Origin of the sequence: Nocardia sichangensis, from assembly GCF_047200615.1 — a bacterium.
GTDB classification, from domain to species: domain Bacteria; phylum Actinomycetota; class Actinomycetes; order Mycobacteriales; family Mycobacteriaceae; genus Nocardia; species Nocardia sichangensis.
The window spans coordinates 446,018-458,168 of record NZ_JBJZOK010000002.1; the positions used below are offsets into that span (position 1 = coordinate 446,018).

Below are 12,151 nucleotides of genomic sequence, written 5' to 3' on the forward strand. Positions count from 1 at the left end.
ATACGTCCGCTTCGGCAGTTTCGGTGGCGTGCCGTGCACTACGATCCCGGCATGGCGAAGTTTGAGACATGGGACGGCCTGGAACTCAATTACCGGGTGTGGGAGGGCGAGGGCATCCCGGTCGTGCTGCAGCACGGAGTGGTCGCGGATACCAACGCGAACTGGATGAGCACCGGTGTGGTCGCCGCACTGCAGTCCGCCGGGCACACCGTGGTGTCCCTGGACGCGCGCGGTCACGGCCGTTCCGGCAAGCCGCACGACGCGGCGCGGTACTCGTGGCAGGCGATGGCGCGTGACGTACGCGCCCTCTACGACGAGCTCGAATTCGAGGAGGTCGCGCAGGTCGGGTACTCGATGGGCGGGGTGATCTCGCTGATGGTGGCCGCGACCGACCGGCGGGTGCGGCGGCTGGCCGTCGGCGGCATCGGGTCGGGTGTGCTGGACTGCGGTGGCGTCGATCGCCGCGTGATCGACCTGCCGGATCTGCAGGCCGCGATGACCGGAGACGGCGCGGACGCGTCGCCGACCGCGAAGATGTTCCGGGTGCTGGCCGACGCGGTACAGGCCGACGTACAAGCCATCCACGCCGTGGCGACGGGTCTGGACGATCGTCCCATCGAGACGCTGGCGGACATCACCGTGCCCGCGCTGGTGCTGGCGGGCGAGGACGACCCCTTCGCCGCCGAACCGGAGCGACTCGCCGCCGCGCTGCCGAACGGTGAACTGGCCGTGGTGCCCGGCGATCACCTGATGGCGGTGCTGAACCCCGCGTTCCACACCGCACTCGTCGATTTCCTGCGCTGAGGCGGGATCAGAAGACCAGCCGCAGCACGTAGTCGTGATGCACCTGGGCGCCGACGGTGAACGTCCTGGTGCCGGCCTCGGTGAAACCGTGTTTGGCGTAGAAGCGCCGAGCGCGGACGTTCTCCTGGTTGACGCCCAGCCATACGCCCGGATATCCCTCGGCGCGCGCCCAGTCCAGCGCGGCGTTCATCAGCGCGGTGGACACCCCGGTGCCGTGCCGGCCGGGCAGCACGTACAACTTGCTGAGCTCCACCATCGGGTGCGGCCCGACCGGCTCGGCCACCGCAGGGTCCGCTGGGCCGCCCGTGACCAGCATCGCGTAACCGACGATGTCGTCGTCCGCGACAGCCTTGAGCACGATCCGAGCCGGATCGCTCAGATATTCGCCGAACCGTTCGCCCGACAGGACCTCGCCGACGAACACCGCGATATCGTCGGGCGTCGCCTCGGGCGGGCACGCCAGTGGAAAAGTCGCGGCGGCAACATCACTGAGCGCTTCCGCGTCCCACAGCCCGGCGCGGTCGACGACGACGGAGAGGTTGCTCATGGCTACATCAGAGCATATCGACAACGCGTCAGCGGCGCGGCTCAGGGCGCTCACCTCGTCGCGCGCCTGGCAGCAAGCGAGCGCCATGGAGGAGGCCGTCATCCGCCCGGTGCCCGCGAAGTCGGGCCCCGCGCCCGCGCCGCCGGTGAGCATCGCGGACTGGCGATCGGTCGCGGATCAGGTGAACAGCGAAGTGGTGGCGCTCTGGGGCGACCAGAACCAGCAGGCCGCGGACACCGCGGCGGGGCGGTCACGCGACTCGCTGCTGACCGGCGCCGCGGTGTCGGGCGCCACCGCGCCGGCCTTCCTGTTGTCGCCGTGGCTGGCGAATCGGCTGATCGGCCGATTGCGGCGATTGCGCTCGGAGACCTTGGCGCCGGCCGACGTCCGGTTGTGCACCGCTGGTCGCACTAGCCGGTGGCAGGCCCGAGTTCGGTGGGCTGGTCCAGTTTCCGCGTAGGAGGCGCGCTCGCGACCCGATGGGAGCGGAAGACGCGGGAGAGCCCGATCAGGGCCACGGCGAACAGCAGCGGGATCACGAATCCCACGCGGTGACCGACGCTCGCCGCGATCGCGCCGACCACACCGCCGCCGAGCAGTGTCCCCGCGTAGTTGAACAGGTTGAGACGCGCGATCAGTGCGTCGAGCTCCCGTCCGGTCGCGAGTTGCCCGGCCGCGCTGAAGCACAGCGGCGCGATCACGGGCAGGCCCGCGCCCGCGACGAGGAACCCGGCGATCGCGACCGCCGGACTCGGCGCGGCCACCACGAGAGCCAGACCGAGGACTCCGGTGCCCGCGGCGGCCCGCACCACAGGGCGCGGACCGAAACGGCGCACCAGCGAATCCCCGGCGATCCGGGAGACCAACGACGTGCCTTGATACGCGGCGAAGGCGAGCGCCGCCGTCGCCGAACCGGCGAGCAGGTCGTCGGTCAGGTATAAAGCCGACCAGTTGCCCACCGCGAGGTCGACCGCGAAGACGAACGCCATCGCGACCCCGAACCCGACATACGCGCGCAGCGCGACGGTGGGACCGGACGCAGCGGTCTCGACGGGACTCGTCTCCGCGTCCCGCACGCCGAGCAGTCCTCGTCCGAGCGCCCAGCCGAGCAGCAGCACGATCGCGGCGGCCGCGAGCAGCGATTCGCGCAGCGTCACCTCCAGCGCCTCGCACCCGGATACGAACAATGCCCCGGCTATCGTTCCGGCGCTCCACGCGGCGTAGAACGACGACAGGATGAAGGTCCCATAGCCGTGCTGGATGAACACGGCCTGCATGTTGGTGCTCGCGTCGACGATGCCGACCGCGATCCCGTAGCAGCCGAGTGCGGCCACCAGCAGCGGCGTGTTCGGCGCGAACGCCGCCGCCGATCCGGTGACGGCCACGAGCAGCAGCCCGATCCGCACCGCCGCGCGGCTGGACCAGCGCAGCGCCAGCCGCTCCGCGAGGACGCTGCCGCCGCCCGCCAGCAACGAGATCAGCACCACCGAGACCGCGATCACGCCGTCCGATAGCCCGAAACGCTCCTTCTGCTGCGGCAACTCGGTCAGCACGACGGCGAGGAAGAAGCCCTGTGCGCCGAACGCGAACGAGTTCGCGATCCGGGCACGCCGCAGGACGGGCGCGATCGAACTCATTGGCGCAGGGTAGCCGGACCCTGACGACGACGCGCGCCGGGCCGGGCCGCGACGAGGGGCAACGCTGCTCACAGGATGGTCCGGTCGCGCGGCCTGGCCGAGATCCGTGATCGGTGTCACCATCGAAGGGCCGCAACGATACTCACGAATCAGGGGGAACCGATCGGATGAGAGAGCTGCCCGCGGATTTCTTTCGCACGCCGCATGCCTTCTACCAGCAGTTGCGCGCCGAGGGGCCGGTGCATCAGGTCCGGTTGCGCACCGGTGTGCGCGCCTGGCTTGTGGTCGACTACGACGCCGCCAAGGAGGTGCTGCGCCATCCCGACGTCCACAAGGACCCGCACGCTCCGAGGGGCGCCGAGGCGCGGCGATCAGCCGCGGGTGGCAGCGGCGTCACGGCGGTCAACCCGCGCCTGAGCCTGCATCTGCTCAATTCCGACCCGCCGCGGCACTCGCGGCTGCGCAAACTCGTCACACCGGCGTTCGCGCCCGCGCGGATGGAGGCCCTCGCACCGCGGATCGTGGCGATCGCGGACGATCTGCTCGACGCGATCGATCGTGCGACGGGTGCCGGTCCGGTCGACCTGCTCGCGGAGTACGCGTTCCCGCTGCCGATCACGGTGATCTGCGAACTGCTCGGCGTGCCGGTCGAGGACCGCGCGCGCTTCCGGGAGTGGTCGGCGGCGGTGGTCGACACGCCCATGTCCACGCCGGAGGGCATCCGTGCCGCGACCGACGCCATCGTCGACTACTTCGACGACCTGGTCGCCCGGCGGCGCGCGGAGGGCTTGGGTGAGGATCTGATCTCCCAGCTGCTGCTCGCCACCGAGGAAGGGGACCGGCTCAGTCACGACGAGCTGATCTCCATGGCCTTCCTGATCCTGGTCGCGGGTCACGAGACCACGGTGAACCTGATCGGTAACTCCGTGCTGGAACTGCTCGCCGATCCCGCCCGCTACCTGGCCCTGCGCGACGACCCGGCGGGCGTCACACCGCTGGTGGAGGAAACGCTGCGCCACAACGGCCCGGTCAACGTGGCGACCCTGCGTTACACCACCGCGCCGGTCCACCTGGCGAGCGGCGTCATCCCGGAAGGGGAGCTGGTGCTGGTCTCGGTGGCGTCGGCCAACCGTGACGAACGGCACTTCGCCTCGCCCGCGGCGTTCGACCCGGACCGCGGCACGAACGGGCACCTGGCCTTCGGCCACGGCATCCACTACTGCCTCGGAGCGGCGCTGGCCAGGCTGGAGGCCCGCATCGCGCTGACCCGGCTGGTGCGGCGCTATCCGCAGCTGCGGCCCGCCGTCGACGACGCGGACCTGCGGTGGCGGGAGAGCATTCTGATCCGTGGGCTGCTCGAGCTTCCGGTGGTCCCGGTGGGTACGCCCGTAGTGCGCTGAAGAGCGGATTCGGTCGACCGACTTTGCTGTGCGCCGCTGGCGACGTAATCTCTCGCGCATGACAAGCGGAAGCCGCATCGGGATCGTCGGTGCGGGTATCGCAGGTCTCGCCTGCGCGAAAGTGCTGAAACAGGCGGGTTTTCCGGTCGAGGTTTTCGACCGTGCACCCGATGTCGGTGGTGTGTGGAGCGCGACCCGGCGATACCCGGGACTGCAGACGCAGAACTCCAAGGACACATATCACTTCTCCGACTTCCCCATGCCTGCCGACTACCCGCGCGTCCTCGACGGGCAGCACATGCAGGCCTATCTGGCCGCCTACGCCGAGCACTTCGGGCTGACCGAGCACCTGCGGTTGGGCACCGAGGTGGTCGCCGCCGATCCGGTGGACAGCGGCTGGTTGCTGGAGATTCGCGATTCGAGCGGAGTCCATCGCGCCTCGTGCGATCACCTGGTCATCGCCAACGGTGTTTTCAGCGAACCCGCGATGCCGGAGTACCGCGGCGCCGACTGGTTCCGCGCGGCGGGCGGGCGCTTGTGCCACTCCTCGGAGTTCACCGATCTGGAGTCGGTGCGCGGCAAGTCGGTCGTCGTGGTCGGCTACGGCAAGTCCGCCTGTGACATCGCCACCGCGGTGAGCGAGGTGGCGGCGTCCACCTCGGTGGTGGCCCGGCGGCTGTTCTGGAAGATGCCGCGCAAGCTGGCGCGGGTGATCGACTACGAGCGGTTGATGCTGACCCGCTTCGGCGAGGCGCACTTCCACTACCTGCGGCCCCGCTGGATGGACCGGTTCCTCGACGGCCCCGGCGAATCGGTACGGATCAGCAATTTCGATCTGATCCAGGAACTGGTCACCAAGCACTCGCAGCTGCGTGAACTCGGTCTGGTGCCCGAGGGGCGGTTCGAGCAGATCGCCGAGAGCACCGTCAGCCTGGTGAGCGAAGGCTTCTACGAGCAGGTCGCCAACGGACGTATCACGGTGCACCGGGACACCACGATCACCGAGATGGGCGGTGGCCCGAAGGCGGCGCCCGGGATCCGGCTGTCCACCGGGCAGGTGCTGCAGGCGGACGTCGTGATCTGCGCGACCGGCTTCCAGCAGCGCGTGCCGTTCCTCACGCCGTACATCCAGCGCAGGCTGACCGATGAGCACGGCAATTTCCGCCTGCACCGTCAGATCCTGCCGTTGGAGGTCCCGAATCTGACCTTCGCCGGCTACAACTCCTCGGTGATCAGCACGCTGAACGCCGAGGTCGCCGCGCACTGGACCGCCGCGCTGCTCAACGGCGGGCTCGTCCTGCCGCCCGCCGAGAAACTCGACGAGGAGATCGACGCCCGGCTGCGCTGGATGGAGGAACGCACGCACGGCCACCACGCGCACGGCACCGCGGTCGTCCCGTTCTCCATCCAGAACATCGACGAGATGCTCGCCGACCTGAAGTTCCGCCTGCCGCTGCACACGCGCGTGGCGCAGGTGTTCCGCCGGATCAGGCCGGAGTCCTACCGCGGACTGGCCAACCGTCGCAAGCCGGGGCCAGGGCCGGTGGCACGCCCGGCGGTGCCGATCGAGGCTGAGCTGCTTCCGTACGAGGGCGACAGCGGCCGGGTCAGCCACTAGAACATCGGGGCGGACCCGGGTAGCGCCGGTCCACTCGGTCAGCGAGTTCTCCGATCGGTCCGGGCCGCGGGGTGGGCGACCGCGTGCGCACACTTGCATCGACTGCCGAACCGGCGGCTGTCATGCGGCAAATCGTGCCGGGCCATCCGATGGCCGATCGGTCTGCGGTGCTGCTTTCTGGGTCCGGCGCGCTCGATGAGGACTGTCGCGCCGCCGCCCAGCTGGCCTGTGCGGGGCGTATCCCCAGCTCACCGGCCAGCCGGATGCTCGCAACGGTGCCGTGCACGCGGCGGCGGCCCGCTCGAGCACGGACGGTTCCGCCTCCGACTGTCCGGTGGAACCGCTCGGTTCGGACTCGCCGCGAGTTATCCCGCGCGCAATACCGGGGGCCGCTGTTTGCGTTGGCGATAATCCAAGGGTGGAAGCGCTGGACATGAATCTCCTCGTGGCCCTCGACGCACTGCTGGACACCAACAGCGTCACCTTGGCCGCGGAGCGCCTACACACCTCGCCGCCCGCGATGAGCCGGACGCTGGCCAGATTGCGCGACGTACTGGGCGACCCGCTGCTCGTGCGTGCCGGTCGCAACCTGGTGCCGACGCCGCGCGCACTGGAATTGCGATACGAGGTCAGCACGCTGGTCGAGCAGGGACGCGCACTGCTGACGCCGCGCGACGACCTCGACCCGGCCGCGCTGCGCCGGACGTTCGCGATACAGGCGGGCGACATGGTGCTCACCGAACTGGCCGGGCCCCTGCTGTCCGCGGTGCGCGCCCAAGCGCCTGGCGTGACGCTGCGCTTCCTGCCCGACATCGCCGAGGGCACCGGGGCGATGCGGGATGGACGCGTCGACCTGGAGGTCGGCGTGATCGACCACACCGACCCGGAGACCACTGTGCGCAGAGTGCTCACCGACCGGGTGATCGGAGTCGCCGCCACCGACCATCCGCTGGTCACCGATCGCGTCACCGTCGCCGCGTACGCCGCCGCGCCGCACCTGAGCATTTCGCGCACCGGCCGTTCGCACGGCCCGATCGACGACCGGCTCGCCCTGCACGGCCGCACCCGGCGGGTGGTGGCCACCGTGCCCACGCTGACCAGCGCGCTGTTCGCGGTGCGCGGCAGCGACCTGGTCTGCCCCGCACCCGCCTTGCTGAGCGCCGCTACCCTACCCGCGATCGGATTGAGCACGTTCGAGATACCCCTGCCGTTGCCCGAAGTCGCCATCGGGATGGCCTGGCATCCGCGCAACACCGCCGACGGGGGGCATCGCTGGCTGCGCGATCTCGTCCAGCAGATCCTGTTGCGTTCGTTCGCGGCGGCGCCTCCGCCGAAGCGGCGGCGCGTCAAGGCCCTTCAGGACATCGGGGGCGGGCTGGATAGCCGGTAGTCGGCCGGTCGGCGTTGCGCGTCGGTGCGGTCGGACTGATAGCCATTCGTCGTCGACTCGCCCGGCGCCGGCCCGAAGAGGTCGGAGCGGCCCAGCGGAGCCGCCGCCGTGCGCTTGAGTTCGTCCAGCATGGCTTGCAGCTTGTCCACGTGCGTGTTCTCGACCGGGGTGCGGTCGTCGTCGCCGGCGCGGTGCGCTCCGGTGAGTCCCGGGGTGCCGGGGGCTGTGCCGTTCTCCGCGCCGTTGTGCGTCGTGCTCGGGGCGGACGCGACGATGCTTTCGTACGCGGCGTTCTCACCGGGGGAGTACGAGGTGGCGGGTTCGCGCGAGGCGATGAACGCCTCCTGCTGTCCCGGGCTCGGGTCGCGCGGTGTCGGCGCGGTGAAAGGCGATACGGGCTCCCGTTGGACCGGAGTGGTGAAAGCCGGCTCACGGGACGGCGGGGCGGTGAAGCTCGCCGCCGGGTCGCGGGGCGTGGTGAAGTTCTGCCCGGACGTGGCGTTCGTATCGAGCACGGTCGGCGTGGGCTCGCGCGGCGGTGTGAAACTCGTCTGCGCAGTAGAACTCGGTTCGACCGCCGCGTGCACCGGCTCTCGCTGCGTGCGCTGCGGGCGCACACCGTTCGTGGCACCGGCCGGCTCGCGGGAATCGCTCTTCTGCGCAGTGGCTTCGGCGCCGCCGTGCTGCGGTCCGCGCGCGTTCGATCGTCCCGCGGCTGCCCGGGGTAGCGGGCGTTGCGCAGTTCGCTGGTCCTCCTGCGCTGGGTCGTCACCGGATTCCAGGCGCTCCACCCTGGCATCGAGACTCGAGATGTCCTGTCCGGCACGGAAAGCCCACGCCTCGAGCTCGGCCAACCGCCCCTCGACGGTCGGTTCGCTCACCACGGTCTGCGCACCGTCGATCCGGGCCGCCACCGCGTCGAGCTTCTCGCTGACCTCTCGGAGAGCCGACGCGATACTCGCCAACATCGTGCCGACCGACTCGCCGGTCTGCTGACCGTGCTCCATCCAGTACCCACTTCCCCGTATCGGCCCAGCTCGCACTCGGCCGGACGATTCTATCCGCCCAGTTGGACATCCGCGGCTCGCGAAAGATTCGGCGGTGCACCGCCGAATCAAGACCTGATCGAAGCAGCCTAGGCCCCCGGAATCAGCCCCCTGCAGGCGGATTACGCGGCGACCCGGTTTGTCCGGAAACGGGCCGACGCATCTGATCGGTCATTATCCGCCCGAAGCGCGTCCTGCGCGAGTTCACGCCCAGGGGTGGATGCGCGAAGGCCGTGCCGGTTGCCGCGGGGCCAGGGCTGCGAGCGGCCGGGCGCGTCGTGGGATGGCGGCAACTGTCAATTCAGCGTTCCCGCAGTGGCCGATGCCGTCCCGTGGCATGATGAAAGCCCTTGTGCCGCAGAGTACAACGCAGATCTCGTCGGCAGGCCACGTGTGTGGCACACCCGAGCGCGGGGTGAACGGGGCTGGCGAGGTAGCCGAGTCTGACGCACTCTTGATCTATGGCGTAGGTCGCCGGGCCTGCGGTGGTTTGTGCAGGGGAGTGGTCGCGTGAGAACGAAGCAGCGGGCGGAGATCGCCTGCGGGCGCCGAGCGATGCTCGCCGAGTTGGGTATCGGAGAGGCCTCCGGCCGTATCCGTGGATCGAAGACCGGTTACGCCTGCGGGTGCCCGGAATGTGCCGCCGCCCAGTGGGATATGCGGCGGCTCAAATACTGGTTGTGCGGCAGGCTGCTCGCCTACGGAGCCGACGAGGCCGAAGTGGATCAGCGCATCGGGACCTTGCCGGTGGACGTGTACTGGCGCAAGGGCGACCGGATATACGCGATCGAGGTGCGTAGCGGTCCGCTGGAGCGTGGACTGGCTCAGGAGCACACCGAACGGCTGCGCGCCGAGGGTTGTACGGACGTGTTGTGGCTGTGCCCACCCGGCTACTGGGTGCCGTACCTGCACGCCCTGGGCATCGCGGACTTCGCGCCCGCCGCCTGTGATTATCGCGCGGTCACCGGCGTGCTCGACACCGAGCACGCGATGGCGGCGCCGCGGCGTGAGCCGGTCGAGCTGCGCGAGTTCATCGCGGGCTGGGTGAGCGGCGAGTATGTCTGGGGCCATCGGGACGAGAGGACAGGAGGCTGGGCGACCGTGACCGACTGGGAGTACCACACGAAGACGCAGGCCACGGTCATCGCCCGGCAGCGCCAGGAGCTGGTCAACCAGCGCACGTCGCTGGCGGTGGCCCGGAAAGCCTTGCGCGACAAGCAGAAACATCTGCTGAAGATGACCACGCGACTGGAGCGCGCGGAGCAGGCCGCGCAGGAACGGGCCGACGCGCTCGCCGCCGCCCAGCGCACGATCGCCGATCACGACCGGCTCGACAAGGCCCTGCGCAACACGATCGCCAAGCTCGAGGTGACCATCGGCCGCTGGCAGCTGATCACCATCTGCGCGATGCTGCTGATCGTCACTTTCCTGGCGGGGGCGATGGTGGTGCGCTGAGCCGGAACGGCGCCCGGTCCCACCGCCATTCGTGGCGCAGCACCAGCGCGAGGAAGTCCAGCAGTTCCAGGCCGGTCTTCGCGCGCACCTCGCGGAGCGCGGCCCAGTGCACGGGGCCGCGCTCGACGAGGTCGCGCAGCATCCGCTCACCCGCGGCGTCGACAGGGCGGGCGCGCAGATCCGGGACGCCGACGCGGCTGCCGGTCCAGACCAGCCAGCCCCAGCCGTTGGCGTGCGCGTATGCCCGAGCGGCGGCGGATTTCACGACGTTCACGTGGAAGCCGACATGGCCCAGCGGCGTGACGTCGATCAGTACGGTGCGGCCGTCGGTGAGCCGCGCGACGATGCTCGGATAGTGCACCCGCTCCGCGCCGTCGAGTTCGTAGACGACCGCCGCGGGCTGCTCCAGGAAGGTCTCGACGAGATCGCCGGCGTTGAGGATCCGCAGCAGCCTGGCCTCGAGACCGGAGTCGAACGGCACGTCGCGACCGACCTTGTCCAGATAGAAGCGCCCCCGGCCGTCGTCGTCGCTGTCCACGGTGCGCGCGGACGAGGTCGGGATCGCGGCCGCGGCGCCTGCGTGGGGCCAGTCGACCTGCCCCAGCCAGGTATTCAGCTGACTCGTGGCGCGCGGCTCGGCGTCGTGTAGTTTCGCCAGGCGCCGGTTGGTCTTCTTCTGCCACGCCGCGATGCGCTGGGTGACGAATCCGGCGATTCGCTTGGCGTCCTCGGCGGCGTGCCCGGCCAGCCGGAGTTTGAGATACGACAGCTCGGTCGCGGCGATATCGGTGTCGGTCGCATACGTCTCCACCAGCAGCGCGCGTGTGAGCTGCCGGTCCATGGCGTCGAGGGGGTAGCGCGCGGACAGGACCGCGGCGGCCCGATGTCCGGAAAGCTGTGCCATCCGGATCATCTGCCCGACCGCTTTGGTGTGCAGTTGCCGCACCCGGTCGCGGGAAAGGTCGTAACGAGCGCCGATCCGGGCGAGTGTCTCGGGCTTCTCGCCACCGACTCCCAGCCGAGCCGTCAGCAGGTCGCCGTCCTTGGCCTTCTGGTCGGCGCGCAGCGCGATCAGCTCCCCGAGCACCTCGTTGACCTCTTCGAGTTCGAACGAGATGTCGTCGCGCAGGTCGAGTGACTCGGGATCGTCGTCATCCGGCGCCGCGCCTTGCGCGACCTCCGCGCTGATCGTCACGCGACAACCCCCTGACTCGGCTCCGGCACTGTGCGCCACAGCGTATCCCTACCCACCGACACGCGGCCCGATCCTGGTCGCCGGCGACAGCAGTCGTTCCCTGGCAGTCGGCGCGCTCGATCAGGTGCGGCGCACACGCGGCGAACCGAGCGGCTCTCGTAGCTCCTGGACCGGGGCTGATCGGAGATCGCATCGGAACTCCCAACTCGACTACTCGTGATCAGGGAGAACGCTGCCAGTAGGTACCGGACTGCCCACGGGTAGCCGACTACGTGTTCTCGAGCCGGACCGCGACGAATGGCCAGTGGAAACTCGATCCGCGTGCGGGGCACAAACAAAATCAGACCCGGTGAAAACCGGGTCTGACCTCGTGAGACGGTGGTGCGCGATACTGGGATTGAACCAGTGACCTCTTCCGTGTCAGGGAAGCGCTCTCCCGCTGAGCTAATCGCGCGAGGTGGAGACGGGAATCGAACCCGTGTGCACGGCTTTGCAGGCCGTTGCCTCACCACTCGGCCACTCCACCGCGCAAAGGGGGACGGCGTAATGTTGCCTGGCCCTACCTCTCGAGCGGATGACGGGATTCGAACCCGCGACCCTCACCTTGGCAAGGTGATGCGCTACCAGCTGCGCTACATCCGCATTCTGCCTCCCCGGGGCTCGTTTCCGGCCTCCGTGGTGCGAGACAGAACATTAGCGGACGCTCGGTGAAAGGTACAAATCCGCTGGTAGAACGGCGGAAATCTGGAAAGTGGGCGCTGTGACGCCGGTGGCTCATGTGGTGGATGGGGGAGTCGAGGCGCTCGGTGGTCCTCTCGATGGTCGAGCCGCACCGAATCTGCGACCGCAGCCGGCGTGGTCGCGACCCCGCTTGTCCGCCACCTAGAGTTCGCGCAAGATCGAGAGGAACTGCTCGCGAGTGGTGGCTCCGCGCCGAACCATCCCTGTCCGGACGGCGATTTGGTGAACCACCGGTGGCGCGTGCTAATGTTTCGTCTCGTCCGGAGGGCGCCACGCGCCGCCGGAACCCGTCAGGTCTCATAGCTCAGCGGGAGAGCG

The 12,151-nt window shown here is 69.5% G+C and carries 10 protein-coding genes and 3 tRNA genes; 6 read left to right on the top strand and 7 right to left on the bottom strand.

Annotated features, from left to right (window positions below):
* Window positions 1-51 precede the first annotated feature (51 nt).
* Window positions 52-804: an alpha/beta fold hydrolase gene (locus ACL03I_RS04665; RefSeq protein WP_355070414.1), complete on the top strand. Its 753-nt coding sequence runs from the start codon at window positions 52-54 to the stop codon at window positions 802-804.
* Between the two features lie 7 nt (window positions 805-811).
* Here ACL03I_RS04665 and ACL03I_RS04670 read toward each other — a convergent pair whose 3' ends face one another.
* Window positions 812-1,351 carry a GNAT family N-acetyltransferase gene (locus tag ACL03I_RS04670; RefSeq protein ID WP_355070416.1) on the bottom strand — a complete coding sequence of 180 codons (540 nt, stop codon included), beginning with the start codon at window positions 1,349-1,351 and terminating at the stop codon, window positions 812-814.
* On the opposite strand from ACL03I_RS04670, the gene ACL03I_RS04675 reads away from it, so the two are divergent.
* Window positions 1,350-1,811 (top strand): hypothetical protein, encoded by a 462-nt coding sequence (locus ACL03I_RS04675; protein WP_355070418.1) that lies wholly within the window; start codon window positions 1,350-1,352, stop codon window positions 1,809-1,811. The two genes, ACL03I_RS04670 and ACL03I_RS04675, sit on opposite strands and share 2 nt — an antisense overlap.
* Here ACL03I_RS04675 and ACL03I_RS04680 read toward each other — a convergent pair.
* The gene (locus ACL03I_RS04680; protein ID WP_355070420.1) at window positions 1,762-2,988 is read right to left on the bottom strand and encodes an MFS transporter; all 1,227 of its coding nucleotides are present in this window, start codon (window positions 2,986-2,988) and stop codon (window positions 1,762-1,764) included. The genes ACL03I_RS04675 and ACL03I_RS04680 overlap by 50 nt on opposite strands.
* Window positions 2,989-3,155: 167 nt before the next feature.
* Between ACL03I_RS04680 and ACL03I_RS04685 the strand changes: the two genes are divergently transcribed.
* The 3 genes from ACL03I_RS04685 to ACL03I_RS04695 all read left to right on the top strand — a co-directional run bounded on the left by ACL03I_RS04685 (window position 3,156) and on the right by ACL03I_RS04695 (window position 7,396).
* Window positions 3,156-4,388 carry a cytochrome P450 family protein gene (locus ACL03I_RS04685; protein WP_412805192.1) on the top strand — a complete coding sequence of 411 codons (1,233 nt, stop codon included), beginning with the start codon at window positions 3,156-3,158 and terminating at the stop codon, window positions 4,386-4,388.
* A gap of 58 nt (window positions 4,389-4,446) precedes the next feature.
* Entirely contained in the window at window positions 4,447-6,006 is a 1,560-nt protein-coding gene (locus ACL03I_RS04690) for a flavin-containing monooxygenase (protein ID WP_412805193.1), read from the top strand.
* A gap of 427 nt (window positions 6,007-6,433) precedes the next feature.
* On the top strand, window positions 6,434-7,396 hold the full coding sequence (locus ACL03I_RS04695; RefSeq protein WP_355071034.1) for a LysR family transcriptional regulator: 963 nt from the start codon (window positions 6,434-6,436) through the stop codon (window positions 7,394-7,396).
* Here ACL03I_RS04695 and ACL03I_RS04700 read toward each other — a convergent pair.
* Entirely contained in the window at window positions 7,363-8,403 is a 1,041-nt protein-coding gene (locus ACL03I_RS04700) for a hypothetical protein (protein WP_355070426.1), read from the bottom strand. The genes ACL03I_RS04695 and ACL03I_RS04700 overlap by 34 nt on opposite strands.
* Before the next feature lie 549 nt (window positions 8,404-8,952).
* On the opposite strand from ACL03I_RS04700, the gene ACL03I_RS04705 reads away from it, so the two are divergent.
* Window positions 8,953-9,897, top strand: coding sequence for a hypothetical protein (locus ACL03I_RS04705; protein ID WP_355070428.1), 945 nt, complete (start codon window positions 8,953-8,955; stop codon window positions 9,895-9,897).
* Here ACL03I_RS04705 and ACL03I_RS04710 read toward each other — a convergent pair.
* From ACL03I_RS04710 to ACL03I_RS04725, 4 genes are all read right to left on the bottom strand, one after another.
* Window positions 9,863-11,092, bottom strand: a complete 1,230-nt coding sequence (locus ACL03I_RS04710) for a sigma factor-like helix-turn-helix DNA-binding protein (RefSeq protein WP_412805194.1) — start codon at window positions 11,090-11,092, stop codon at window positions 9,863-9,865. The two genes, ACL03I_RS04705 and ACL03I_RS04710, sit on opposite strands and share 35 nt — an antisense overlap.
* A 379-nt stretch (window positions 11,093-11,471) precedes the next feature.
* Window positions 11,472-11,546 (bottom strand) — tRNA-Val (locus ACL03I_RS04715).
* A 1-nt stretch (window position 11,547) separates the two neighbouring features.
* Window positions 11,548-11,618, bottom strand: a tRNA-Cys gene (locus tag ACL03I_RS04720).
* 43 nt (window positions 11,619-11,661) lie between these two features.
* Window positions 11,662-11,734: transfer RNA gene (locus tag ACL03I_RS04725), tRNA-Gly, on the bottom strand.
* Window positions 11,735-12,151: the final 417 nt, after the last annotated feature.